This window comes from Aeromicrobium sp. SORGH_AS_0981 (assembly GCF_031453195.1).
GTDB lineage: Bacteria > Actinomycetota > Actinomycetes > Propionibacteriales > Nocardioidaceae > Aeromicrobium.
Map to the genome: position 1 here is coordinate 1,072,170 of NZ_JAVIZD010000001.1, position 23,111 is coordinate 1,095,280.

Genomic DNA, 23,111 nt, shown 5'->3' on the forward strand with positions numbered 1-23,111 from the left:
GTGCGCACGAACGTGCTCATCACCGGTGCCAGCTCGGGGCTCGGCGCCGAGATGGCCCGCCAGCTCGCGGCCCAGGGCCACTCCCTGGCGCTGACCGCACGACGCGTCGACCGGCTCGAGGCCCTGGCCGCGGAGATCACCGCGGCGCACCCCGACGTCCAGGTGGTCGTGCACGCGCTCGACGTGAACGACCACGACCAGGTCTTCGACGTCTTCGCCCGGGCCATCCAGGACCTCGGCGGGCTCGACCGCGTCATCGTCAACGCCGGGCTGGGCAAGGGCGGACGCATCGGCACCGGGAAGTTCGAGGCCAACAAGGAGACGGCCCAGACCAACTTCATCGCCGCGATGGCGCAGTGCGAGGCCGCCATGGCGCACTTCTACGAGCGCAAGGCCGGCCACCTCGTCGTCATCTCCTCGCTGTCGGCGATGCGCGGGATGCCCGGCTCGATGACGTCGTACGCCGCCACCAAGGCCGGCATCGCGCACCTGGCCGAGGGCATCCGGATGGACCTCGTCGGTCGCCGGGGCCTCGACATCGCGGTCACCACGCTCTTCCCCGGGTACATCGCCTCGGAGATGAACGAGCAGGTCGAGCAGGAGCAGCGACTCATGGTCGACACCGCCACCGGCGTCCGCTCGATGGTGAAGGCCATCCAGAAGGAGGTCGACACCGCGGCGACCCCGGCGTGGCCCTGGGTCCCGCTCGGGCAGGTCATGAAGTACGCGCCGCGCGGTGTCGTGCGCAAGCTGGTCTGACCGCCCGGTCGCGGGACGTCGTCGTCCACCCGGGTCTCAGCGACCGGCGACGACGTCCCGACGCGTCAGGTCGACGACCGCAGCCGCAGCGTCGACGAGGGGGGTGCCGGGCAGGATCGTCGCGCCCTCGTCGACGAGCAGCGGCTCGGTGAACAGGTAGGACATCTCGGCCAGCGCGCGGACGTCGGCGCTGACGACACCGACCGCCCGCAGCGCCCAGGCCGGCACGGCCCGCACCCGCACCTCGTCGCGCCCGGCCGCCCGGGCGTAGGCCAGCGCCAGCTCGCGCTGCGAGGCGTGCACCACCGGTGCGAGGACGACCTCGGGGCCGTCGGGCGCGTCGGCCGCCGCGACCATCGCCGCCGCGAGGTCGGGCAGGTAGGTCCAGGCGTGCGGCAGGTCGGTGCGACCGAGCGGGCGGACGGTCCGGCCCGACACGGCCGGCCCGACCATCCGGTCGCCGCCGTGGGCCAGGCTGGCGCCCGGGCCGTAGAAGTCGGACGCGACGACGCTCGTCGTGCGTGCCGACGACGCGGCGCGCCGCTCGAGCAGGCTGGCGCGGACCAGTCCCATTGCCGAGCGCGGTGCGATCCTCGGCGCCGCCCCGAGCACGCCGGAGGTGTCGAACGCGTACACGCTCTCGGGGAAGACCACGTGCACGCCGTGGCGCTCTGCGGCGCCCAGCACGGCCCGCTCCAGCGGGGGCAGCTCGCGCTCCCAGGCGTCGGGGCGGTAGGCCGACGCGTGCACGCAGAGGTGCACGACGTCGACGTCGGCGAAGGCTCGGTCGAGGGCGGAGGGGTCGGTGGCGTCGAGACGGGTGCGGGTGACGAGCGGGTGCTCGGGTCCCGACCCGGACCGGGTGGCGACGGTGACCTCCTCGCCGCGCTCGGCGAGGAGGGTGGCGACGTGCGGGCCGATCTGGCCGGCTCCGATGACCAAGGTGCTCACGGTGACTCCTGAGACAAGAGAGCACTGCTCTCTGTTGATGGTGCGTCCAGGGTGCGCTCGTGATCCTCAGATGTCAAGAGCAGTGTTCTCTGTGTCGACATGTCGATGTCAGCCACGATAAGGTGGCGCCGTGCCCACGCCCCGCCAGGTCGCCCGCGAGCAGACGCTGCGCGACATCGTCCGCATCGGCCGGGAGCAGCTTGCGACCACGACGCCGGCGGAGCTGTCGCTCAGGGCCGTCGCGCGTGAGCTCGGCCTGGTGTCGTCCGCCGTGTACCGGTACGTCAAGGATCGTGACGCGCTGCTGACCCTCCTCATCGTCGACGCCTACGACGAGCTCGGCGCCGAGGTCGAGAGGGCGGTGGCCGGGTCGTCCCGACGCACCCCCACCCGGCGCCTGCAGGCCGCGGCCCAGGCCATGCGGTCGTGGGCGCTGCGTGAGCCGTCGCGTTTCGCGCTGCTGCACGGCACGCCCGTGCCGGGCTACGCGGCACCCCCGGACGCGACCGTCGAGCCGGGCACCAGGGTCGTCGTCGCCCTGCTCGCGGTGCTGGAGGACGCCCACCGCCGGGGCGACCTCGTCGAGGTCGACGGGCCGCTCCCGCGCAGCCTGCGCACCGACCTCGAGCGGATCCGCGCCGAGTACGCGCTGGCGCTGCCGGTGACGAACCTCGCCCGCGCCCTCGGACTCTGGTCGGCCCTCGTCGGCGCCGTGGCCTTCGAGGTGTTCGGCCAGTACGGGCCCGACACGCTGCGCGACCCCGCCGCGTTCCTCGACGTCCACGTCGCGACCCTCGCCGCCACGGTCGGCCTCCCCACACCCTGATCACTCCCCACGATTCGGAACGTCATCGCCCATTCCGCGCCCCGAAAGGGGCGATGACGTTCCGAATCGTGGGGTAGGCGGGGTCGTCAGGGGGCGAGGAGGCGGCGGGCGAGGGCGCCGACCTGCTCCTGCTCGACGAGGAACCCGTCGTGGCCGTGCACCGAGTGCACGACGTCGAGCCCGTCGGCGCCCGGCAGCAGGTCGGCCAGCTCCTGCTGCTGGTGCAGCGGGTACAGGCGGTCGGAGTCGATCCCCGCGACGACCGTCCGTGCCGTCACGCGGCCGAGCGCCGCGGCGACCCCTCCGCGGTCGCGCCCGACGTCGTGGGAGTCCATCGCCCGCGTGAGGCTCAGGTAGGAGCCGGCGTCGAAGCGGCGCGTCAGCTTCGTGCCGTGGTGCTCCAGGTACGACGCGACGCTGAACCGCCCGTCGGGCTCGCGCTCGCGGCCGAAGCGCTGCTGCAGCTCGGCCTCGCTGCGGTAGGCCACGTGCGCCACCCGTCGCGCGAGGTCGAGCCCGGTGGTCGGGCCGCGACGCTCGGCGTAGTAGTCGCCGCCGTGGAAGTGCGGGTCGGTCGTGATCGCCGCCTGCTGCACCGACGACAGGGCGAGCTGCTCGGCCGACGCCTGCGCCGACGTCGCCAGCAGGAACAGCCGCTCCACCCGCGACGGGCGCCCGACCGCCCACTCCAGACCGCGCATGCCGCCGGCCGAGCCGCCCACGACGGCGTACCAGCGCTCGATGCCCAGGGCGTCGGCCAGCAGCGCCTCGGCGGCGACCTGGTCGCGGACCGTCAGGTCGGGGAAGCGGCTGCCCCACGGCCGACCGTCCGGGGCGAGGGAGGCGGGCCCCGTCGAGCCCTGGCACCCGCCCAGGATGTTGGCGCAGACGACGAGGAAGCGGTCGGTGTCGATCGGCAGGCCGGGCCCGACGAGCGTGTCCCACCAGCCCGGGCTGGCGTGCCCCGGTCCGGTCGGGCCGACCACGTGGCTGTCGCCGGTGAGCGCGTGCAGCACCAGCACGGCAGGAGCGCCCGGCGTCCCCCACGTCTCGTACGCCAGCCGGACGTCGGGCAGCACGGACCCGCTCTCGAGCGCGACGTCGCCGACGTCGGCGAAGCGTCGGGAACCGACAGGATCTCCCTCCCGCCACGCGCCGGTGACGGAAGGGAGATCCTGGCTGGTCAGGTGAGGTGAGGTCACTTGGCCGCGCGCAGTCCCGCCTCGAGGTCGGCGAGGATGTCGTCGATGCCCTCCAGGCCCACCGCGAGGCGTACGAGACCAGGGGTGACACCGGTGGCGGCGTGCTCCTCGGGCGTGCCCTGCGAGTGCGTCGTGCTGGCCGGGTGGATGGCCAGCGACCGCACGTCACCGATGTTCGCGACGTGGCTGAACAGCTCGAGCGCGTCGATGAACCGGCGGCCGGCGTCGATCCCACCGGGCAGCTCGAAGGTCAGGACGGCGCCGGCGCCCCGCGGGACGTACTTGTCGGCGAGCTCCTTGTAGCGGTTGCCCTCCAGCGACGCCCACGTCACCGACGCGACGTCGTCGCGGGCCGAGAGCCACTCCGCGACCTGGCGGGTGTTCTCGACGTGACGCTCCACGCGCAGGCTGAGCGTCTCCAGGCCCTGCGCGATGAGGAAGGCGTTGAACGGCGAGATCGCGGCGCCGACGTTGCGCAGGTACTGCACGCGCAGCTTCGCGATGAAGGCCGCCGGTCCGAGCGCCTCCGCGAACACGAGCCCGTGGTAGCTCGCGTCGGGCTGGGTGAAGCCGGGGTACTTGTCGCCGTGGGCGCCGTAGTCGAAGGTCCCGCCGTCGATGACGACGCCGGCGATGGCCGTGCCGTGCCCGCCGATGTACTTCGTGGCGGAGTGGATCACCGTGTCGACACCGTGCTTGAGCGGGTTGAGCAGGTAGGGGGTCGCGACGGTGTTGTCCACGAGGAACGGCACCCCCACCTCCTTCGCCACGGCCGAGATGGCCTCCAGGTCGAGCACGTCGCCCTTCGGGTTGCCGATGGTCTCGCCGAAGAACGCCTTGGTGTTCTCCTGCACCGCGGCGCGCCAGGCGTCGGGGTTGTTGTTGTCCTCGACGAACGTCACCTGGATGCCGAGCTTCGGGAACGTGTGGCGCAGCAGCGAGTCGGTGCCGCCGTAGAGGCTGGCCGACGCGACGATGTGGTCGCCGGCCTCGGCGACGTTGGTCAGCGCGCCGGTCGTGGCTGCCTGGCCCGACGCGAACAGCAGCGCGCCGACACCGCCCTCGAGCGCGGCGAGCCGCTGCTCCACCGTGTCCTGGGTCGGGTTGGTGATGCGCGTGTAGATGTTGCCCGGCTCGGCCAGGCTGAACAGGTCGGCGGCGTGCTGGGTGTCGCGGAACTGGTACGACGTCGTCTGGTAGATCGGCAGCGCGCGGGCACCGGTCGTCGGGTCGGGCGTCTGGCCGGCGTGGATCTGCTTGGTCTCGAACGACCACTGGTCACTCATGGTGTCTCCTCAGCTGTCGCGGCGGGTGTCGCGAGCGGGGTGTCGCGGGGTGGGTCTTCACCGTGGCACGCGGTCCGAGGACCGAGAAGACGTCTCAGGATCCGGGACATGCGAGGATCGACGGATGGACCTGCGACCGGCCGCCGAGGGTGACGAGGGCCTGCTGGCCTCCATCGAGCAGGCCGCGAACACCGACGCGCTCGCGCACGTGTTCGCCCCGCCGTACCCCTGGGCCGCCGTCCGCGACCGCTGGGCCGAGCGCGTCGCGGCGACCAGCGTCGCGGCCTTCGTCGTGGTGGTCGACGGGGTGGGAGTCGGGTACCTCGCCCACGACAGGACGACGCTCCTGCACCTCGGCGTCGTCGCCCGCCACCGCGGGACGGGACTCGCCGACGCCGTCCTCGCGCAGGTCCCCGCGCACGTCGACCGGCTCTGGGTGCTCGAGGAGAACGTCCGCGCCCGCCGGTTCTACGAGCGGCACGGCTGGCGCCCCGACGGTCGCACCGGCACCAGCGAGTACCCACCCCACCCCGTCGAGCTCGGCTACACCCGCCGCCCCCGCCCGCTGGTCGAGTAGTCGGGCCCGGCGAGGGACGAGCCTGGGCCCGACGTATCGAGACCACTCGGAGCAGTCGCTGGGAGCCGGCCCGCGCTGGGCCGTCGCCGGCTGGTCCCGCGGGGGTCGGTCAGCGCATGTCGAAGGGCTGGGCGGTCGACTCCAGCACGCTGAGCCAGAGGTCGCCGTCGGGGGAGACGTGGTGGGGGCGGTGGGTCACGTAGCTGATCGGCACGTGCACGAACCGGTGGCGACGGCGGCCGACGACCATGTCGGTGCGTCCGGCCATGGCCGCGTGCACGGCGGTCTGCGCGAGCCGCGAGCAGTACACCGAGTCCGACGGCTCCGCCGGCACCGAGCGGATGAAGTAGCCGGGGTCGAAGTAGCGGAACAGCACCTCCTCGCCACGCGACGTGAAGTCGTCGGTGATCCGCTCGCGCAGGAGACGACCGATGTCGGCCAGGCGGGCGTTGCCGGACGCGTCGGTGGCGCCGTCGTGCGGCAGGTGCTCCTGACCGGCGCCCTCGGCGACCACCAGCACGGCGTGACCCTGCGCGGCGACCTTGCGCCGGACGTGCTCGAGCAGGCCGTTGTCGCCGTCGAGCGCGAACGGCACCTCGGGGATGAGGACGAAGTCGGCGTCGTGGCCGGCGAGGGCGGAGTAGCAGGCGATGAAGCCGGCGTGGCGCCCCATGACCTTCACCAGCCCGACACCGTTCAGCGACGCCTCGGCCTCGATCTTGGCGGCCTTGATCGACTGCGCGGCCCGCGAGTAGGCGGTCTGGAAGCCGAAGCTCTGCCCGATGTGCGGGATGTCGTTGTCGATCGTCTTCGGCACCCCGACCACGGCGATGTCGGCACCCCGTGCGGTCGCCTCCTCGGCGATGCGGTGGGCGCCGCGCATCGACCCGTCGCCGCCGATGACGAAGAGGATGTCGATGCCGCGGGCCTGCAGGGTGTCGACGACGACGCCGACGTCCTGCGCGCCGCGCGACGACCCGAGCACGGTGCCGCCCCGCTCGTGGATGTTGGCGACGAAGTCGGGCGTCAGTGCGACCGGCTCGAGCCCGAGACCTGGCACCAGACCGGCGTACCCGTTGCGGAACCCGACGACGTCGCGCACGCCGTAGTGCTCGTGCAGCTCCATGACGATCGCGCGGATGACGTCGTTGAGGCCGGGGCAGAGGCCACCGCAGGTCACGACGCCGACGCGCACGGAGCCGGGGTCGAAGAAGAGCCGGGCGCGTGGACCGCCGGTCTCGAAGGTCGGCAGCTCCTCCAGCGGGAGGCCGCGACGCTGGATCAGCTCGACGGTGTCGTCGAAGAGCACGCGGTCGTCCTCGCCCACGTAGTACTCGTTGGTCGCGCGCCCGCCGACGTAGTGCGAGAGAGGTGAGGGCACCGTGCACGGACCGAGGGAGCGGACCTGGAGGTCGGCGAGCGTCACCATGGGCTCATCCTAGGGTGAGGGAACCCTCAGGTGCGGGGTCCTCGCCACGCCGTCCCGAGGGTCGGTCGACCGCATCCGGTTGGGGCGAAAGTCCACGCGTGTCGGTGTTCCTGGGGAGAATGTCCGGATGGGAGTGCAGATCACCGTGCGGGGCGTGGCCGAGGCGCGTCATCCGGCCGAGCGAGCCCTCGTGCGGCTCGAGGCCGTGGTCGAGGGGACCGACCGGGCCGACGTCCGCGACCGGGCGGCGGCCCTGCAGGAACCGCTCGCGGGACACCTGCGCGACCTCGCCGCACTGGGGGCCGTCGACACCTGGTCCAGCGACCAGGTGACGGTCCACGGCAGCCGTCCCTGGGTCGGCGACCGGCGTTCGGAGGAGGTCGTGCACACGGCCTCGGTGCAGCTGCGGGCGGAGTTCGTCGACTTCGAGCGCATGAACGGCTTCCTCGACCACTGGGCGGGCGTGGCCGGCGTGGAGGTGCTGCCGGTCGAGTGGGACCTCGGCGTCCGGAGCCGGCGGGTGCTGGAGGCGGAGGTCCGCAAGGCCGCCGTGGACGACGCGGTGACGAAGGCGCAGACGTACGCCGACGCCGTGCGCCGCGGTCGTGTCGTGGCGCTGCAGCTCGCCGACCCGGGGATGCTCGACGGTCGCGGCGACGCGGTGGTGGTCGGTGCGGTGGCGCGTGGGCTGGACGTCGGGGCCGACCGCTCGGGGATCGCGCTGGTGCCGGAGGACATCGTGGTCCGGGTCGAGGTCGACGCGCGGTTCCAGGCCGACTGACGTCCGCACGGCCGCCTGACCTGCGCATACCGGGAGTATGGTGGTGGTATGTCCGTGCGTTCCGTCCTGCGTCGTCTGAGGGCGCTGATCCCCGGTGTCGGCTCCGGGAGCGACGCCGGCACCACCGCCGCGACGCGTCCGCGACCCCGCGTCACCGTCGTGACGCAGCGGGCCCGCCAGGGCCTGCCGCTGCGGCACCGACCGATGCGTGTGGTCTACGACGAGGCCGTGGTGCACGAGGACGTCAGCCTCAAGAGCCGGGTCCTCGGGCGCACCACCCGTCTGGTCTTCAAGCCGCTGCTGCGCCTCGCGCCGCTCAACGACCGGACCCTCACGACGCTGCGCTCCCTCGACAAGCTCTCGGCCCGCGGACCGCGGTCGCGCTTCGTGGAGCCCGTCTCCTTCGAGCTCGGCGGCGTGCACGTGGAGTCGATGACGCACCGCTACGGCCCGACGAGCGAGATGACGCTGCTCTACCTGCACGGCGGCGGGTTCTTCTCCTGCGGCATCGAGACGCACCGGCGGATCTGCGAGCGGCTCGCCCTCTACACGGGTGCGACGGTGATCTCCGTCGAGTACGTGCAGCTGCCCGAGGGCTCCGTGGCCGACTCGGTCGACGACGCCATCCGCGCCTACGCGGCGCTGGTGGAGATGAGCGACCGGCCCGACAAGATCGTCGTGGCGGGCGACTCCGCCGGCGGCTACCTGACCATGAAGATCGCCGAGCTGGCCAACCGCCGGGGGCTGCCCGCCCCGGCCGCGCTGCTGACCTTCTCGCCGCTGCTGAGCCTCGACCCCGACCGCATCGACAAGGAGGGCGTCGCGCGCGTGGCCCGGGTGCGTGACGCCTACCTGCCCATCGGCCGCGTCGCGGTGATCCGGGAGCGCTGGCTGCCCGAGTGCTCGACCATCGAGGGCGAGGTCTCGCCCCTCGACGCGGCCGACCACGTCACGTCGCCGACGTTCTTCGTCGCGGTGGAGGACGAGATGCTGCGGCCCGAGGTGGAGGCGATGGCGCTGCTGCTGGCCGAGCGCGGCGTCACCGTCGAGACGCACCTGTGGCGCGGGCAGGTGCACGCCTTCCCGGTGCTCGCCGACACGCTGCCCGAGAGCCGGCAGGCGCTGCGGCTCGCCGCCGACTTCGCCCGCCGGGCGGTCGGCGAGGAGTCGGTGACCTCGACCGAGGCCGACCCGCGACGCCACGACGACCCGACGCACGAGGAGACCGTGATCGGCGAGGTCGTGCCCGAGGAGCCCGCGACGCACGCCGACGCCGCGGTGCTCGACGGCGAGCTGGTCGGCGAGGGCCGCCGTCGCTGGTCCTTCGGCGCGGGCTGAGCCCGGCTCAGCGGGGCGCCCGTCGCCCTCCCTCGTCGGCAGTGCGGCGATTCCTGGGACACGGGTCGTCAGGTGCGCTTGGCTGAGCGGGCGGACACCGACGAGAGGCACGAGACATGGTGAGCACCTCACTCGCCCGGCGCCACCCCGACAGCACATACGCTGCCGGGTTGGTGGTCTTCGCGCTGCTGTGGGTCAACCCGTTCATCAGCGCACTCGTGCTCGCGCTCACCCTGCTGGGCTTCCGCCGCGCACATCCCACCGTCCGGCTCGTCGCGACGCTCCTGCTCGTGGTGATGGTCGTGCAGGGGGTCGCCTTCCTCGTCGGCCGAGTCGGCTGACGGAGGACCAGGACGAGGTCGACGCTCTCAGGACCGGACGGGGGTCGCCACGACCACGACGGTGGAGCGGAAGTCGCTGCCGTCGTAGTCGCCGCAGGTCATGAGGACGAGGCTGGTCGGGCCCGACGTGCGGTACACGGCCTGCGCGATGCGGCGGAACTGCTCGACCGGCACGGTGCGCACCGCGCGGACGACGAACGCCGCGCGCTCGCCGTCGCGCCGGCCGTCGACGCTGACGCGATCGCCCGCGGCGAGCTCGCCGAGCCGGTCGAAGACGGCCGCGCCGCGTGAGGCGGTGTGCCCGACGATCGCGGCGCTGCCGGGGCCGTCGACCTGCGCTCCGTCGCGCCACCAGCCCGTGACGTCGAGCCGCTGGGGCACCTCCTGCGCGCCGTCGTCGCCGGTGCCGAGCCCGACCACCGGGGCGTCGACGTCGATGGACGGGATGAGCACCCGCGCCGGGGTGAAGCCGCTCGGCTCGTCCGACGGCGCGGAGGACGTGGACGCCGACGGCGCGGCCGACGTCGCGGTGGCCGCAGGACGGGGCGCGGCGTCCTCGCCGCGGGTCAGCAGGAACGCGACGACCGCCGCCACGCCCACGAGGAGCGCGGCGGCGACCAGGAGGCGTGGATCAGCGCGACGCACGGCCGCGGGCGGCTCCGGCGGCGACGCCGAGGACGACCAGGAGGCCGACCGGCAGCCAGGCCGGGGTGCCGTCGTGCTCGGCGACCGTCACGCCGGCGGCCGGGGCGTTGGTCGGGAACGGCCAGGCGCTGCCGCCCGCGCCCACGGCGCCGCCGTCGCAGCCCGTCTGCGGGACCCTGACGTCGAGGATCTGGAACTCCGGATCCTCCTCGGCGTCGCCGACGAGGCCGACCGCCAGCAGGGCGGCGCGCGGGGTCTTCACGGTGCGCTGCTGGCCGGGCGCCAGCGTGAACTGGCCGTCGGCACGCTCGGCGTCGGCGTCGCCGTAGAGGAACTCGATCGAGGTGCCGGTGATGTTGCGCACCGTGAAGCTGCACGGCGCGGTGCTCACCGTGAACAGCTCGCTCTGGCAGTCCTCGCCGCTCGGGACGTCCCACGTGGTGACGGCGCCGTCGGCGACGGTCACGTCGGCGCGCGGCTCGGCGACGATCGTGACGTCGATGTTGCCGCCGAAGGTGAGGGAGGAGGCCCGGTAGGTGCCGGCCTCGATCGGCTCGGTGTCCTCGGTGTCGCCGAAGTAGGCGAGCCCGTAGTCGAAGGAGTCCGAGCGCGGCACGACGACGGTGCAGCCCTGGACGACGACGGGCGGCGGCGTGACGCCGTCGGGCTCGTCCTGAGCGGTGACCGTGATCGTCGTGGCCGACGTGGTGCCGGTGGAGTCGGTGGTCTCCAGGCCGAACGTGAGCGACTCGCCGGCCGCCGGACCGGCGACCCGCTGGGTGCCGGAGGGGTCGAGCGTGCCCGACCAGCCGGTGCCCGTGGCGGTCACGGTGGGCGTCTCGGTGCTGGTGACGTCCCAGACGATGTCGAGCTCCTCGTCGGGCTGCAGCGTCAGGTCGGTCGAGGAGCCGTTGACGGTGAACTCCTGGATCACCGGCGCGGCGGCCGCCGGAGCGGCGAGACCGACGAGGCACAGCAGAGGTGCCAGGAGGAGGGACAGGACGAGTCGGCGCATGGGTCGGCTCACTTCGATCGGGGGACGGTGAGGACATCCGATCACATCCGCGCGATTCTTGGCCAATTCTTCAGAAAGATCCTGCTGACAGGATGACGTCCGTGCGCCCCCGACCGCTCCAGGCCGTCATCGTGCTGCTGCCCCTGGTGGCCCTCGCGCGCGGCATCGACCTGCTGAGCCTGGTGGTGCTGCTCGGGGTGGCGGCGTGGTTCGGCGTCCGTCGCGACGCGAGCTGGACCGACACCGTGGGCCGCGCGATCGACCTGTCGTTGGCCGGCCTCGTCGGCATCGCGTTGCTGCTCGGCACCGTCGCGCTCCTGCCCCGCGCGGTGCACGAGGGGCTCACGGTGACGTTGGTCGGTGCATGGGTCGTGGCCGTCGTGGTCACGGCCGGCCTGGCCCTCACGACCGCGGACCAACCACGGTGGCGTCCTCTGCTGCGCCGCGCGCTGGACGCCCGCACCTAGCTCTGCCGCCGGTGCGAAGGCCGGCCGCGTCAGGCCGTCTCGTCGGCGAGCTCCTCGGGGGAGCGCAGGACGCAGAACTCGTTGCCCTCGGGGTCGGCCAGCACGACCCAGCCCGTCCCCGGGCCGTGGATGCCGCGCCGGTCGGCCACCTGCGTGGCGCCGGCCGCGACGAGCCGGGCCACCTCGGCGTCGCGGGTGCCCGCACGCGGGCGCAGGTCGAGGTGCAGGCGGTTCTTCACCGTCTTGGTCTCGGGCACCTCGATGAACAGCAGCTCGTGGCCGGTCTCGGGGTCGAGGATCATGCACTCCTCGTGGCCGGGCTCGGTGGGGTCGTCGGCGACGTCGACGTAGCCGAGCACCAGCTTCCAGAACTCGCTGAGCGCGTACGCGTCGGAGCAGTCGACGGAGGTGTGGGAGACGAACGACGTCATGACGTCCTTCCTCCCACACCTCCGCCCGGGTGTCGAGGGCTACTGCTTCCGCTCGGTGAACGCGACCGACGCCGAGACGCCGGTGTAGCCGTCCTGCGGCCGCGTGCTGCTGAAGCCGACGGCGGCGATGTTGCGCAGGCTGGTGAACACGTCGTCCTGCTCGACGTCGGGCTCGGCCTTCGCGACGGCGTCGAGGATCGCGCCGACGTCGACGAACAGGCCACCGCCCTCGCCGTCGCCGTCGATCACCGAGGAGAAGAGGTCGGTCCCGGCGAGGTCGCCGTCCTCGACGAGCTCCTTCGCGACCTTCGGCGAGGTCGCGATCGAGACCGCGTCGTCGCCCGTCGACGTGGCGAGCTCGACGCCGGCCAGACGCTGCAGCGACGCCGTGAGGCGGTCGGCGAGGTCGGCGGCCTTCGCCTCGTCGCCCTCCGTCACGAGGCCCACGGCCACGTCGGACGGGTCCGCAGGACCCTGCGGGCCGGCGATGTCCTCCAAGCCGTCCCGGCCGACGTAGACCGAGAAGGCGTCGCCGAGGAGCGTCACGAGGTCGTCCGGCAGCGTGACGTCGAGGGTCTTCTCGATCTCCTCGAGCGTCGCGTCGACGTCGGTGCTGCTCGGCGACGGCGGCGCCGTCTGCTGCTCCAGCTGGGCGAGGTACTCCTCCTCGTAGCCCTCCGGGTCGGCCGCGTACGCCTCGGCGTCGAACTCCGGCTGCGGGCTGGGCGACCCGAGACCGGGCACGGTGAAGAAGTCGCGGAGGCTGAGCAGGTCGCCGAGGCTGGACTTGATCTCGTCCCAGTTCTCCTCGACGGCCTTGCCGCCACCCGGGACGGTCAGCCCGACCACGGTGTCGTCGGGCAGGGCGCCGAGACCCCGGACCTCCGGCAGCTTCGTCGCCTTGTCGCCCTCGCGGGCCACGGCGTCGAGGGTCAGCGAGGTCGAGGAGGCGGAGAGGGCGAACGCCAAGCTGCTCGTCTGGTCGGCCACCGTCTCGAGGTCGGCCGCGTCCGGTCCGAGCACGTCGTCGATCCCGGCCTCCTTGATCGCCGCGAGGCCGTCCTTCACGTCGACCCAGCCGGACAGGACGCCCTGCTCGTCGAGCGCGTCCTGGTCGCGCGTGAAGTCGGCGTCGTCGGCGAGGGACTTCGTCGACGCGGCCTTCACGGCGGCGTCGGCGCTCTTCTGGGTGGGGGTGACGATGGCGTAGCCGTCGAGGAAGCCGATGCCGAACTCCTCGTCGCTGCACGCGAAGAGCTTGCCGATGCCGGCCTTCGCGGCTTTCTCGTCGGTGACCTGCACGGCGATCCGCAGCGACTCCTCCTCGTCCTGCAGGTTCGGGCCGACGCCCAGGCCGATGCGCTCGCCGAGCCACGGCTCGACGTCCTTCGCGTAGTCGACGTCGTCGCAGCCCTCGAGCGCGTCCTGCAGCACGATCTTGCGCAGGTCGTCGCCCTCGTCCTTGATGCCGAGCTCCTGCGACAGCTCGGGCACGCGCCGCGCGAGCCGGAAGAGGTCGATCTTCTGGCTGGCCGACGGGTCGAGGTCGAGGCGGACGTACGCGATGGTGTCGGCCGGGAGCACGTCGTGGGGCTGGGTGCCGCCGCCGGACAGCTGGGTCCAGGCGTAGGCGCCTCCGCCGACGGCGGCCACGGCCACGACAGCGCCGATGCCGAGCGCGATCTTCTTGCCGTTCCCGCCGCCGGCGGCCGACGTGGCCTCGGGTGCGGCGGGCTGCTCGACGGTGGCGTCAGGGGTCGCCGGTCCGTCGGGTGCGGGCGGGGGCGGGGGGCTGGTGGGCGTCTCGTCGCTCATGGGTCCTCCGAAGAATGGGTGCGTCGCAGCGTACCGATCCTCGACCCCGCGGCGGACCAGAAGTGGGCAGGACGTACGAGACGTGTGCCACGTGGTGGGGCGTGCACACCTCCGAACTAACCGTCAGACTTGCCTGTTTGTGTGCCATGCGCCCATGATGCTCCCGTGACGACGACCCGGACGCCGCAGGCCGAGCGCACCGCGGCGATGCGGCTGCGGCTCATGGAGGCGACGGTCGAGTGCCTCGTGGAGCTCGGCTGGTCGGGTACGTCGACCACGGTCGTCTCGCAGCGCGCCGGGGTGAGCCGCGGCGCGCAGCTGCACCACTTCCCGAGCAAGCAGGCGCTGGTCGTCGGGGCGGTGGAGCACCTCACCGAGCGTCGCCGGCACGCGATGGCCGACGCGGTGCGCACGCTGCCCGACGTCGGGCGGACACGTGCCGTCCTCGACGTGCTGGCCGCGCAGTTCACGTCGCCCGTCTTCTTCGCCGCGCTCGAGCTGTGGGTGGCCGCCCGCACCGACCTGGACCTGCGCGAGGCGGTCGCACCGCTCGAGCGTCGGGTGGGTCGGGAGACGCACGCGTACGCCCTCGAGCTGCTCGACGTCGACGAGCACCGTGGTCGCAACCGCGAGCTCGTCCAGGCCACGCTCGACCTGCTGCGCGGGCTCGGGCTCGCCGGCACCCTCACCGACGACAGCCGACGTCGGGCCGCCGTGCTCGACGCGTGGGCCGTCACCCTCGACACCGGACTGGAGCGCTGACATGTCATCCACGAGCCCACGGGAACGACTCGAGCAGGTGCTCGCCGACCTCACCGCCGAGGGCGACCAGCTCGACGGCTGGGTCGCCGACCTCCCGATCCAGGAGTGGGGTGCCGTCACGACGCCCGAGGGCTGGACCGTCGCCCACCAGGTCGGCCACCTGGCCTGGACCGACGAGACGTCGCTCGCGGCGGTCACCGACGCGGAGGCCTTCGGTGCGCTGCTCAAGGAGGCTGCGCAGGACCCCACCGGGTACGTCGACAACGCGGCCGACACCTGGGCCGCGAAGCCCGTGCCGATGCTCCTCGACGCCTGGCGCGCCGGTCGCGCCGGGCTCGCCGACGCGTTGCGTGCCGTGCCGGACGGCGAGCGGGTGCCGTGGTTCGGCCCGCCGATGAGCCCGACGTCGATGGCGTCGGCCCGGTTCATGGAGACGTGGGCGCACGCGCACGACGTCGCGGAGACGTTCGGCATCGAGGTGCCCCGGACCGACCGCGTCCGGCACGTCTGCCACCTCGGCGTCCGCACCCGCGGCTTCGCCTACGTGATGCGCGGCGAGGAGCCGCCGACGAGCGAGGTGCGGGTCGAGCTCACGGCGCCGTCGGGCGAGACGTGGACGTGGGGCGAGGAGGGCGCGGAGCAGCGGGTCACGGGCGACGCGTGGGACTTCGCGCTGCTCGCGACGCGGCGGCGGCACCGCGACGACGTCGACGTCCGGGCCGACGGCGCGGACGCCGACCACTGGCTCGACGTCGCGCAGGCCTTCGCCGGGCTCCCCGGCGCGGACCCGAAGCGGCTCTCGGAGCGCTGACCACGGGCCATAGGGGGTGCGTCACTCCTGCGACCGTGGTCGCGGCGTGCCGGGCACGACGGTGCGGGGGCTCGGCGCCGCGGCCGGGTGCCGGCGCGGCTGAGGGGTGCGCGTGTGGATCGGGCGCGGTCGCACGAACGACGCCTCCATCCAGTGGGCTCGCTCGTCGCCGGTCCTCGGGTCCCAGAAGTCGCAGAGGATCAGCTTTCCCGACCGGTGCGTGGCCCAGGCGGGCACGGTCTCCTTCACCTGCCCGTCGTCGTGCTGCCACAGGCAGCCCACCCACACGGGACGCGGCTGGAGGAGCACCACGACGCCCGTGGCGGGCGCCGGCTTCTCGTTGACGAGGCTGCTCATGACGGCTCGCCGCCGCCCGTGCGGGCGGCCTGGTCGATCGACTGGTCGCCGGTCCTGTGAGGTGTCATCGGTGGCTCCCTGCTCCGAGGAGGGCGCAACGGTCCCGGTGCCGCCGCGCTCCTCCCCACGCTGCGCGCGGCGAGGGCAGGTCGGACGGATCCGACCAGGACCTCAGTAGCCGCGAGGAGGAGAACGCGTAGCGTGATCCGCCTGAACGCGGATGCGGCAGGTCAGCGCGCGTCGCTGCCGCGCACTGCCGTGTCCAGGGCGACGAGCAGCTCCGCCAGTCGGGCGCGCCCGCCCTGCGGGGTGGGGTAGCGGCGCAGCACCGCGGGCACAGGAGGCGCGGCGCGGTCGGCCAGGGTCGCCACGACGACGTCGACGTCCTCGCCCCGCAGCTCGGCGACGCGTGCCACGCAGGCTGCCGACCGTAGGACGTGCCCGACCTGGGTCGCCTGGGCGAGCGGGTGCAGGTAGGCCGCGCCCGCCGCGTCCGCGCACGCGAGTGCGGCGAGACGAGCCACCTCGTCGGGTGCTTCCCGCGCGGCCCGATGCGCGGCGAAGGCGGTCGTGCGCTGGCGGTTCGAGCGCGCGGCACCGTTGGCGAAGGCCCGTGCGGCCTCGAGAGCCTCTCGCGGCCTCGCGTCGTCGACGACGCTGGACTCGTACACCGGCAGGAGCTCCGCGGCGCAGTCAGCGGCGAAGCGCGCCACGGCACGCAGCTCCTCGAGGGTGAGGTCGAGGTCGGGCGGCGTGGTCATGCCCTCATGGTGCTGGGCGGAGCGCGCGCGGTCCACGGACTCGCACGCAGGGTTGAACTCCGTTGATCCTGCGAAGAGAGCCATGGTGACTGGCCATGTGCGCATCGTTCGTCTCGACCTTCTTCGGCTCACGTGGTTGCAGCAACAAGGGCCGAACATGGTGAACGGACGTTCGCCCGGCCAGCGCGGTAGAGGCGGAGAGGGGCAGGGGTGCAGCGCAACCCGACTCCGCTTCCCGCGTCAACTGACGGGCGCCAGAGTCCGAACTGCTGCCAGGGTGCCGTCTTTGCCCACGAGATCCAGTCGTTCGTTCTCACTCGAGCCCGTCGCAGTGATGAGCTCTGACGAAACGTGTTCGAAGTCCAAAGAAGTGTGCTCCGTCTGCACGGTGAATCCTGGTGGAAGGAGAATGGCTCTGCGGTCCTGTTCACCTCGTCCCGCGTTGGAAACTAGCTCGACGCCAGAAGCGAGGTACTCGGCGACAGGGACCGCCGCCGATGCGACGTACGAGCCGAAGTCGGCAACGAGGTGCTGCTGTCCCGCGTCGTCACCGTACGTCCAGTAGGTCGCCTCCGGAGTCTTCCCGACCATCCGCAGGGCTTGACCTCCGAGTGTGATCACCGAGCCGAGCTCGGCTCCGGGAACGGTACTCTTCGCGGCGTCTGCCATCGCTGACGGTTCGGAGCTCGACCGCATGCCACCGCTGGACACCCCCGTCAAGCAGACGCCAGCCTCGAGCTTGCCGGGGTCGGTCGGGTCGACGTCAAAGACCCAACGAGCTTTCGTCGCCTTGGTTGTCAGATAGCCCAGGTCGATCTGCGCAGAGATTCGGCCCGTCGAAGAAGCGCTCCCGATCCAGACGGTCATGCGGAATGCGTTGCCCGTCGCCTTGACCGACCCAGCCACTCCCGTTCGAGAGAACTGGCGTGCGCCGTTCGTCTCGTAGAGCATCCGGTTGTTCTGCGCCTTGCCCTGGAACCACGTGTAGGTTGCGGCTGTCGAAGGCGCTTCTGTCGCAACGACCAAAAGTGAAGACACGGCGAGAGAGATCAGGAGCAGTACTGAACGGTTGGTACGCGCCGATGACTTCACGTTGCTCTCCTTCAGGGCGACGTCTGTGGCTACGCCAGCGCGGACAGCATGGTGCAGGTCGTGATCGCGGAGGCAGGTCGATCCTCGAATTGCGGAGGATTCCCTGGTGACGTCAGTAGTCCGCTCGCCCGGAGCCGATCCCGTCAGGCCTCGTCTAGCGTGCAACGAGCGCCGACGATCGCCGCTGTGCATGCCAGTCTCGCCGCGCAATCGCTCACGTGGTGCGCGGGCGATGGGTCGTCGCCCCGCAATGCCCCTCTCGAGGGGCCTGAATATGGTCCCTGCCGTGCCTCAGGCAGCGAAGATGACGATGAGGGTGATCACGGCAATGGCGCAGATGAGGGACACCACCGCGATCCACGGCGAACCGCTGCTCGCCGGACCGTGTGGCGTCCTCATCGCTCCTAGATCAGCGTTCTGATTCACTCCGAATCCGCTGCCCGTGTATCCGTCGGCGGAGTTGCTGCGCCACAGACGCTCGTACTCGTCGTCTGGGTCTGCGTCCACCTCGACCCCCTTCTCCGTGACCCTCGATCACGCAACGTCTTCCGATGATCCCCAGGGCGAGAGTGAGGAACCTGCGACGGGGAGCGATGTGTTCTCCGCGCCTCATGCTGTCCTCTCGCTCAGTGTGCCCGAGGAGGGTCGAGGACTGAAGGGGGCGACTACCGCCGGTTGGGGCGGACGGCTGGATCGAGATGCATCGGCGCGGCATCGCGCGTGCTCAGGCCTCGCAGCGGCTGAGACGGTCTGCATCAGGCATCGACCACGTGCGGATATCCGCGATCGGCGCGACGACGGATTCCTACGAACGCGTCGCGGTCGGGGGAAAGCGGCCGTACGTCATCATGCCGGTCGTTGGACACGGGGTCCACGGATAAACAAGCAGGCTTGACTGTTTGTTACGTCCGGTGCGATGCTGCCGAGGTGACCGTCCGCATCGGCAACTGCTCCGGCTACTACGGCGACCGGCCCACCGCGTTCCGGGAGATGCTGGAGGGCGGCGACCTCGACTACCTCACCGGTGACTACCTGGCCGAGCTGACGATGCTCATCCTCGGCAAGGACCGGATGAAGGACCCCGAGGCCGGCTACGCGAAGACCTTCCTGCGACAGCTGCAGGACGGACTCGCGCTGGCGCGGGAGAAGGGCGTCAAGGTCGTCGCGAACGCCGGCGGCCTCAACCCGGCCGGCCTCGCCGCCCGCATCCGCGACCTGGCGCAGGAGCAGGGGATCGACGTGCGCGTCGCTCACGTCGAGGGCGACGACCTCCTGCCACGGGCTGCCGAGCTCGGTCTGAGCGACGTCGGCGGAGGCACCCTGCTCACCGCCAACGCCTACCTCGGGGCGTTCGGCATCGCGGCAGCACTCGACGCCGGCGCCGACGTCGTCGTCACCGGTCGCGTCACCGACGCCTCGGTCGTCATGGGTCCGGCCATCCACGCGCACGGCTGGGGCCGCGACGACCTCGACGCGCTCGCCGGCGCCCTCGTCGCCGGGCACGTGATCGAGTGCGGCACGCAGGCCACCGGCGGCAACTTCAGCGGCTTCCGCGACCTCGACACCTGGCGTCCGCTCGGCTTCCCCGTCGCGGAGGTCGACGCCGACGGCAGCAGCGTCATCACCAAGCACGCGACCACCGGCACGACCGAGACCGGCGGGGCCGTCACCGTCGACACCGTCACCGCCCAGCTGCTCTACGAGGTGCAGGGTCCGGCCTACCTCAACCCCGACGTCGTCGCGCACCTCGACACCGTCGCCCTGACGCAGGAGGGCCCCGACCGGGTCCGGATCAGCGGCGTCCGCGGTACGCCGCCGCCCGCCACGACGAAGGTCTGCCTCAACCTGCTCGGCGGGTTCCGCAACGGTGTCGACCTGCTCCTCACCGGCCTCGACATCGAGGCCAAGGCCGCGTGGGTGCGTCGGGAGGTGGAGGCGGCGCTGCAGGACGACCCGCCGGACGAGCTCGTGTGGACCCTCGACCGCACCGACGTCTACGACCCGCCCACGCAGGCCGCTGCCACGTCGTACCTGCGGTGCGCCGCCAAGAGCAGCCGGCCCGAGCCCGTCGGCCGCACGTTCAGCGACGCGTTCGTCAACGTCGCGCTCGCGTCCTACCCGGGCTTCACGCTCTCCGCGCCGCCAGGGCGCGGGACGCCGTACGGCGTGTACCGCCCGGCGTACGTCGCGCAGTCGGAGGTCCCGCACGTCGTCGTGCACGCCGACGGCCGGCGTGAGGACGTGGCCCCACCCGCCACGACCGCCGAGGTCGCCGTGGAGCCGGCTGACGTGACCGCCGCTCCCGACCTCGGCGAGAGCCAGCCCCGGCCGCTCGGCGAGCTCGTGCACGCGCGCTCGGGCGACAAGGGCGGCGACGCCAACGTCGGGCTGTGGATCCCCGCCGACCACCCACGCCGCGCCGACGCCGTCGCGTGGCTCGTCGGCGTCGTGAACGCCGGCTGGGTGCAGGGGATGCTGCCCGAGGCCGCCGACCTGGACGTCGACGTGCACCCCCTGCCGAACCTCGGCGGCGTCAACGTCGTCGTCCGCGGCCTGCTGGGGGAGGGCGTGTCGTCGTCGACCCGGCTCGACCCGCAGGCCAAGGCGGTCGGCGAGTGGCTGCGCGCCCGCGTGACCGCGGTGCCCACCCGACTCCTGGAAGGCCGACGTCCGTGACCACCACCGACCTCTTCGAGACCCCGGAGCGGCAGGCCCTGCGCTCCGCGGTCGAGCAGTTCACCAGTCGCGAGATCGCGCCGCACCTCCCGCAGTGGGAGGACGACGGCGAGCTCCCGCGCGAGCTGCACGCGGCCACCGCCAAGGCCGGCTTCCTCGCCGTCGGCTACCCCGAGGAGGTCGGCGGTGCCGGCGGCGACGCGGTCGACGCGTGCGTCGTCACCGAGGCGATGCTCGCGGCCGGCGGCTCCACCGGACTGCAGGCGAGCCTGTTCACGCACTCCATCGCCCTGCCGCACATCATCGACGCGGCATCGTCGGGCGCCGGAGGCTCGAGGCTCGTCGACCTGTACGTCCGGCCGACGCTGGCGGGGGAGAAGATCGGCTCGCTCGGCGTCACCGAGCCCAGCGGCGGCTCCGACGTCGCGAACATCCGCACCCGCGCCGTGCGCGACGGCGACCACTACGTCGTCAACGGCGCGAAGACGTTCATCACCTCCGGCGTGCGCGCCGACTTCGTCACGACCGCCGTCCGCACCGGCGGTGAGGGCCACGCCGGCATCTCGTTGCTCGTCATCGACAAGGACTCGCCCGGGTTCACCGTGAGCCGGAGCCTGCGCAAGATGGGCTGGCACTGCTCCGACACCGCCGAGCTCGCCTTCGACGACGTCCGCGTGCCCGTGGAGAACCTCGTCGGTGAGGAGAACGGCGGGTTCTACCTCGTCATGCAGCAGTTCGTCGGCGAGCGGCTCGGGCTCGCCGTGCAGGCCTACGGGACGGCCCAGCGTGCGCTCGACCTGGCCGTCGCCTACGCCCGCGAGCGCGACACGTTCGGCAAGCCGCTCATCGCCCGGCAGGTCATCCGCCACAAGCTCGTCGAGATGCACGCCCGCACGTCGGCCGCGCGGGCGTTGACCCGCCAGGCGCTGGTGCGCTCGCTCGAGACGCCGAAGACCGACCCGTCGCTGATCCTCGACGCCGTCACCGCCAAGAACGTCGCCGTCGCCGCCGTCGAGCACGTGGTGCACGAGGCGGTGCAGGTCTTCGGCGGCATGGGCTACATGCGCGAGTCCGAGATCGACCGCCACTACCGCGACGCCCGCATCCTCGGCATCGGCGGCGGCGCCACCGAGGTCATGAAGGACCTGTCCGCGAAGCTGCTGGGCTACTGAGAGGCATGCCGTGAAGACCACCATCGACCCGAGCTCGGCCACCTACGCCGAGAACCGTGCGCAGATGCTCGAACGCGTCGACGACCTCGCCGAGCAGCACGCGAAGGCGCTCGCCGGAGGCGGGGAGAAGTACGTCGCGCGGCACCACGGGCGCGGCAAGCTGACGGCCCGCGAGCGCATCGAGCTGCTCCTCGACCCCGACACCCCGTTCCTCGAGCTGGGGGCGCTGGCCGGGTGGGGCACCGACTTCACCGTCGGCGGCTCGCTCGTCACCGGCATCGGTGTCGTCGAGGGCGTCGAGTGCATGATCGTCGCCAACGACCCCACGGTGAAGGGCGGCTCCTCGAACCCGGTCACCGTCAAGAAGGGCTTCCGCGCCGCGCAGGTGGCCGAGGAGAACGGCCTCCCGACCATCAACCTCGTCGAGTCCGGCGGCGCCGACCTGCCCACGCAGAAGGACATCTTCATCCCCGGTGGCGCGAGCTTCCGCAACATCACCCGCGCCAGCGAGGACCGACGTCCGACCGTCGCGCTCGTGTTCGGCAACTCCACCGCCGGCGGCGCGTACATCCCCGGCATGAGCGACTACGTGATCATGGTCGACGGCGGCGCCAAGGTGTTCCTCGGCGGACCGCCGCTCGTGAAGATGGCCACCGGCGAGGAGTCCGACGACGAGTCCCTCGGCGGCGCGTCGATGCACGCAAAGACGTCGGGCCTGGCCGACTACCTCGCCGTCGACGAGCACGACGCCATCCGGCTCGGCCGCCAGGTGGTGCGGCGGCTCAACTGGCGCAAGAAGGGCGCGAGCCCGCGCGCCGACTACGCCGAGCCCGTGCTCGACGGCGAGGACCTGCTCGGCATCGTCCCCACCGACCTGAAGATCCCGTTCGACCCGCGCGAGGTCATCGCCCGCCTCGTCGACGGGCCAGATGGGGCCGGTGGCGGGTTCGACGAGTTCAAGCCGCTGTACGGCTCCAGCCTCGTCACCGGCTACGCGCAGCTGCACGGCTACCCGATCGGCATCCTCGCCAACGCGCAGGGCGTGCTGTTCAGCGCCGAGGCGCAGAAGGCCGCCCAGTTCATCCAGCTCGCCAACCAGACCGACACGCCCCTGCTGTTCCTGCACAACACGACCGGCTACATGGTCGGCGCGGAGTACGAGCAGGGCGGCATCATCAAGCACGGCGCGCAGATGATCAACGCCGTCTCCAACTCCAAGGTCCCGCACCTGTCGGTCGTCATGGGCGCCTCCTACGGCGCCGGGCACTACGGCATGAGCGGCCGCGCGTACGACCCGCGGTTCATGTTCAGCTGGGTCGGCGCGAAGTCGGCGGTCATGGGCCCCGCGCAGCTCGCGGGCGTCATGGAGATCGTCGCGCGGCAGTCGGCGGAGTCGAAGGGACAGCCGTTCGACGCCGAGGGCTTCCAGGGCGTGAAGGACTACGTCGAGCAGCAGATCGAGGAGCAGTCGCTCGCCTACTTCACGTCGGGGATGGGCTACGACGACGGCGTCATCGACCCCCGCGACACCCGCGCGATCCTCGGCATCTGCCTGTCGGCCATCCACACCGCCCCCGTCGAGGGCGCCCGCGGCTACGGGGTGTTCCGACTGTGAGC

Annotated in this window: 23 protein-coding genes; 12 read left to right on the forward strand and 11 right to left on the reverse strand. The window is 72.3% G+C overall.

Annotated elements, in window-relative coordinates; genetic code table 11:
• Nucleotides 1-759 carry an SDR family oxidoreductase gene (locus QE370_RS05525; RefSeq protein WP_309633710.1) on the forward strand — a complete coding sequence of 253 codons (759 nt, stop codon included), beginning with the start codon at nucleotides 1-3 and terminating at the stop codon, nucleotides 757-759.
• 36 nt (nucleotides 760-795) lie between these two features.
• Here QE370_RS05525 and QE370_RS05530 read toward each other — a convergent pair whose 3' ends face one another.
• Nucleotides 796-1,710 (reverse strand): NAD-dependent epimerase/dehydratase family protein, encoded by a 915-nt coding sequence (locus tag QE370_RS05530; protein ID WP_309633711.1) that lies wholly within the window; start codon nucleotides 1,708-1,710, stop codon nucleotides 796-798.
• Nucleotides 1,711-1,840: 130 nt separating this feature from the next.
• Here QE370_RS05530 and QE370_RS05535 point away from each other — a divergent pair, with 130 nt between their 5' ends.
• Nucleotides 1,841-2,536, forward strand: coding sequence for a TetR/AcrR family transcriptional regulator (locus QE370_RS05535; RefSeq protein ID WP_309633712.1), 696 nt, complete (start codon nucleotides 1,841-1,843; stop codon nucleotides 2,534-2,536).
• 86 nt (nucleotides 2,537-2,622) lie between these two features.
• On the opposite strand, the gene QE370_RS05540 is transcribed toward QE370_RS05535, so the two are convergent.
• Nucleotides 2,623-3,738: a homoserine O-acetyltransferase gene (locus QE370_RS05540; RefSeq protein ID WP_309633713.1), complete on the reverse strand. Its 1,116-nt coding sequence runs from the start codon at nucleotides 3,736-3,738 to the stop codon at nucleotides 2,623-2,625.
• Complete coding sequence (locus QE370_RS05545) at nucleotides 3,735-5,024, reverse strand: bifunctional o-acetylhomoserine/o-acetylserine sulfhydrylase (protein ID WP_309633714.1); 1,290 nt, start codon at nucleotides 5,022-5,024, stop codon at nucleotides 3,735-3,737. The genes QE370_RS05540 and QE370_RS05545 overlap by 4 nt, the downstream gene beginning before the upstream one ends.
• Nucleotides 5,025-5,148: 124 nt before the next feature.
• On the opposite strand from QE370_RS05545, the gene QE370_RS05550 reads away from it, so the two are divergent.
• On the forward strand, nucleotides 5,149-5,601 hold the full coding sequence (locus QE370_RS05550) for a GNAT family N-acetyltransferase (protein ID WP_309633715.1): 453 nt from the start codon (nucleotides 5,149-5,151) through the stop codon (nucleotides 5,599-5,601).
• A 109-nt stretch (nucleotides 5,602-5,710) separates the two neighbouring features.
• Here QE370_RS05550 and QE370_RS05555 read toward each other — a convergent pair whose 3' ends face one another.
• The gene (locus tag QE370_RS05555; RefSeq protein WP_067853081.1) at nucleotides 5,711-7,030 is read right to left on the reverse strand and encodes an ATP-dependent 6-phosphofructokinase; all 1,320 of its coding nucleotides are present in this window, start codon (nucleotides 7,028-7,030) and stop codon (nucleotides 5,711-5,713) included.
• A gap of 127 nt (nucleotides 7,031-7,157) precedes the next feature.
• On the opposite strand from QE370_RS05555, the gene QE370_RS05560 reads away from it, so the two are divergent.
• The 3 genes from QE370_RS05560 to QE370_RS05570 all read left to right on the forward strand — a co-directional run bounded on the left by QE370_RS05560 (nucleotide 7,158) and on the right by QE370_RS05570 (nucleotide 9,490).
• Nucleotides 7,158-7,811 carry an SIMPL domain-containing protein gene (locus tag QE370_RS05560; RefSeq protein ID WP_309633716.1) on the forward strand — a complete coding sequence of 218 codons (654 nt, stop codon included), beginning with the start codon at nucleotides 7,158-7,160 and terminating at the stop codon, nucleotides 7,809-7,811.
• Between the two features lie 48 nt (nucleotides 7,812-7,859).
• Nucleotides 7,860-9,149, forward strand: a complete 1,290-nt coding sequence (locus QE370_RS05565; protein ID WP_309633717.1) for an alpha/beta hydrolase — start codon at nucleotides 7,860-7,862, stop codon at nucleotides 9,147-9,149.
• A gap of 116 nt (nucleotides 9,150-9,265) precedes the next feature.
• Nucleotides 9,266-9,490 carry a hypothetical protein gene (locus tag QE370_RS05570; RefSeq protein ID WP_309633718.1) on the forward strand — a complete coding sequence of 75 codons (225 nt, stop codon included), beginning with the start codon at nucleotides 9,266-9,268 and terminating at the stop codon, nucleotides 9,488-9,490.
• Between the two features lie 27 nt (nucleotides 9,491-9,517).
• Here the strand turns inward: QE370_RS05570 and QE370_RS05575 are convergent, their stop codons facing one another.
• Together QE370_RS05575 and QE370_RS05580 are read right to left on the reverse strand one after the other, a co-directional pair.
• On the reverse strand, nucleotides 9,518-10,135 hold the full coding sequence (locus QE370_RS05575) for a class F sortase (protein WP_309633719.1): 618 nt from the start codon (nucleotides 10,133-10,135) through the stop codon (nucleotides 9,518-9,520).
• Nucleotides 10,122-11,150, reverse strand: a complete 1,029-nt coding sequence (locus tag QE370_RS05580) for a hypothetical protein (protein WP_309633720.1) — start codon at nucleotides 11,148-11,150, stop codon at nucleotides 10,122-10,124. Before QE370_RS05580 ends, QE370_RS05575 begins: the two co-directional genes overlap by 14 nt.
• A 101-nt stretch (nucleotides 11,151-11,251) precedes the next feature.
• Between QE370_RS05580 and QE370_RS05585 the strand changes: the two genes are divergently transcribed.
• Nucleotides 11,252-11,617: a hypothetical protein gene (locus QE370_RS05585; RefSeq protein WP_309633721.1), complete on the forward strand. Its 366-nt coding sequence runs from the start codon at nucleotides 11,252-11,254 to the stop codon at nucleotides 11,615-11,617.
• 29 nt (nucleotides 11,618-11,646) lie between these two features.
• On the opposite strand, the gene QE370_RS05590 is transcribed toward QE370_RS05585, so the two are convergent.
• The gene (locus tag QE370_RS05590; RefSeq protein WP_309633722.1) at nucleotides 11,647-12,048 is read right to left on the reverse strand and encodes a VOC family protein; all 402 of its coding nucleotides are present in this window, start codon (nucleotides 12,046-12,048) and stop codon (nucleotides 11,647-11,649) included.
• A gap of 39 nt (nucleotides 12,049-12,087) precedes the next feature.
• The gene (locus QE370_RS05595) at nucleotides 12,088-13,863 is read right to left on the reverse strand and encodes a DUF3352 domain-containing protein (RefSeq protein WP_309633723.1); all 1,776 of its coding nucleotides are present in this window, start codon (nucleotides 13,861-13,863) and stop codon (nucleotides 12,088-12,090) included.
• Between the two features lie 165 nt (nucleotides 13,864-14,028).
• Between QE370_RS05595 and QE370_RS05600 the strand changes: the two genes are divergently transcribed.
• Nucleotides 14,029-14,625 carry a TetR/AcrR family transcriptional regulator gene (locus tag QE370_RS05600; protein ID WP_309633724.1) on the forward strand — a complete coding sequence of 199 codons (597 nt, stop codon included), beginning with the start codon at nucleotides 14,029-14,031 and terminating at the stop codon, nucleotides 14,623-14,625.
• 1 nt (nucleotide 14,626) lies between these two features.
• Complete coding sequence (locus tag QE370_RS05605; protein ID WP_309633725.1) at nucleotides 14,627-15,436, forward strand: TIGR03084 family metal-binding protein; 810 nt, start codon at nucleotides 14,627-14,629, stop codon at nucleotides 15,434-15,436.
• Between the two features lie 21 nt (nucleotides 15,437-15,457).
• Here the strand turns inward: QE370_RS05605 and QE370_RS05610 are convergent, their stop codons facing one another.
• From QE370_RS05610 to QE370_RS05620, 3 genes are all read right to left on the reverse strand, one after another.
• Nucleotides 15,458-15,793, reverse strand: a complete 336-nt coding sequence (locus QE370_RS05610) for a hypothetical protein (protein ID WP_309633726.1) — start codon at nucleotides 15,791-15,793, stop codon at nucleotides 15,458-15,460.
• 230 nt (nucleotides 15,794-16,023) lie between these two features.
• Nucleotides 16,024-16,554 (reverse strand): putative immunity protein, encoded by a 531-nt coding sequence (locus QE370_RS05615; protein ID WP_309633727.1) that lies wholly within the window; start codon nucleotides 16,552-16,554, stop codon nucleotides 16,024-16,026.
• 240 nt (nucleotides 16,555-16,794) lie between these two features.
• Nucleotides 16,795-17,646, reverse strand: a complete 852-nt coding sequence (locus QE370_RS05620; protein WP_309633728.1) for a hypothetical protein — start codon at nucleotides 17,644-17,646, stop codon at nucleotides 16,795-16,797.
• A gap of 927 nt (nucleotides 17,647-18,573) precedes the next feature.
• Between QE370_RS05620 and QE370_RS05625 the strand changes: the two genes are divergently transcribed.
• From QE370_RS05625 to QE370_RS05635, 3 genes are read left to right on the forward strand one after another with little or no spacing between them, the layout of a single operon-like run.
• Nucleotides 18,574-20,322: an acyclic terpene utilization AtuA family protein gene (locus QE370_RS05625; RefSeq protein ID WP_309633729.1), complete on the forward strand. Its 1,749-nt coding sequence runs from the start codon at nucleotides 18,574-18,576 to the stop codon at nucleotides 20,320-20,322.
• Nucleotides 20,319-21,494 (forward strand): acyl-CoA dehydrogenase family protein, encoded by a 1,176-nt coding sequence (locus QE370_RS05630; RefSeq protein ID WP_309633730.1) that lies wholly within the window; start codon nucleotides 20,319-20,321, stop codon nucleotides 21,492-21,494. Before QE370_RS05625 ends, QE370_RS05630 begins: the two co-directional genes overlap by 4 nt.
• A gap of 10 nt (nucleotides 21,495-21,504) precedes the next feature.
• Nucleotides 21,505-23,109, forward strand: coding sequence for an acyl-CoA carboxylase subunit beta (locus QE370_RS05635; protein ID WP_396127805.1), 1,605 nt, complete (start codon nucleotides 21,505-21,507; stop codon nucleotides 23,107-23,109).
• Nucleotides 23,110-23,111 lie beyond the last annotated feature (2 nt).

What these genes read in the sequence shown, in the direction of transcription:
- QE370_RS05545 (WP_309633714.1), bottom strand. Translation starts at nt 5,024, where the DNA reads ATGAGTGACCAGTGGTCGTTCGAGACCAAGCAGATCCACGCCGGCCAG.
- QE370_RS05550 (WP_309633715.1), top strand. Translation starts at nt 5,149, where the DNA reads ATGGACCTGCGACCGGCCGCCGAGGGTGACGAGGGCCTGCTGGCCTCC.
- QE370_RS05555 (WP_067853081.1), bottom strand. Translation starts at nt 7,030, where the DNA reads ATGGTGACGCTCGCCGACCTCCAGGTCCGCTCCCTCGGTCCGTGCACG.
- QE370_RS05560 (WP_309633716.1), top strand. Translation starts at nt 7,158, where the DNA reads ATGGGAGTGCAGATCACCGTGCGGGGCGTGGCCGAGGCGCGTCATCCG.
- QE370_RS05565 (WP_309633717.1), top strand. Translation starts at nt 7,860, where the DNA reads ATGTCCGTGCGTTCCGTCCTGCGTCGTCTGAGGGCGCTGATCCCCGGT.
- QE370_RS05570 (WP_309633718.1), top strand. Translation starts at nt 9,266, where the DNA reads ATGGTGAGCACCTCACTCGCCCGGCGCCACCCCGACAGCACATACGCT.
- QE370_RS05580 (WP_309633720.1), bottom strand. Translation starts at nt 11,150, where the DNA reads ATGCGCCGACTCGTCCTGTCCCTCCTCCTGGCACCTCTGCTGTGCCTC.
- QE370_RS05590 (WP_309633722.1), bottom strand. Translation starts at nt 12,048, where the DNA reads ATGACGTCGTTCGTCTCCCACACCTCCGTCGACTGCTCCGACGCGTAC.
- QE370_RS05595 (WP_309633723.1), bottom strand. Translation starts at nt 13,863, where the DNA reads ATGAGCGACGAGACGCCCACCAGCCCCCCGCCCCCGCCCGCACCCGAC.
- QE370_RS05605 (WP_309633725.1), top strand. Translation starts at nt 14,627, where the DNA reads ATGTCATCCACGAGCCCACGGGAACGACTCGAGCAGGTGCTCGCCGAC.
- QE370_RS05610 (WP_309633726.1), bottom strand. Translation starts at nt 15,793, where the DNA reads ATGAGCAGCCTCGTCAACGAGAAGCCGGCGCCCGCCACGGGCGTCGTG.
- QE370_RS05615 (WP_309633727.1), bottom strand. Translation starts at nt 16,554, where the DNA reads ATGACCACGCCGCCCGACCTCGACCTCACCCTCGAGGAGCTGCGTGCC.